Source organism: Streptococcus mitis (genome assembly GCF_905187495.1).
Lineage (GTDB): Bacteria > Bacillota > Bacilli > Lactobacillales > Streptococcaceae > Streptococcus > Streptococcus mitis_CU.
In genome coordinates, this window is sequence record NZ_CAJJIB010000050.1 from 1 (window position 1) to 293 (window position 293).

1 protein-coding gene is annotated in these 293 nt (G+C 41.0%); it reads left to right on the forward strand.

Features of this window, described 5'->3' with window-relative positions; all coding sequences use genetic code 11:
* On the forward strand, positions 1-293 hold a 293-nt coding region (locus JQ843_RS05330), incomplete at both ends, for a hypothetical protein (protein WP_203213079.1).

The window sequence follows — 293 nt, forward strand, 5'->3', positions numbered from 1 at the left end:
CAAGAAACAGAGACAATGTTCACAAAAGGTGATGAAGTAGCGCCAATTGATAAGACAACTGTTAAATTGGTAGACCCAAGTGGTAACGAAGTAACCACAATGCCAGCTCTTAAAGATGGTAAAGAAGTTGGAACATACACAATTGATCCAACAACAGGAGTGATTACATTCCAACCAAACAAAGACTTCACAGGCACACCAGATCCAGCTAAGGTTGTAGCGAAGGATACTAACGGAACAAAAGTAGAAACTACTTATACACCAACAGTAACTCCAGTAACCCCAACCGCAGA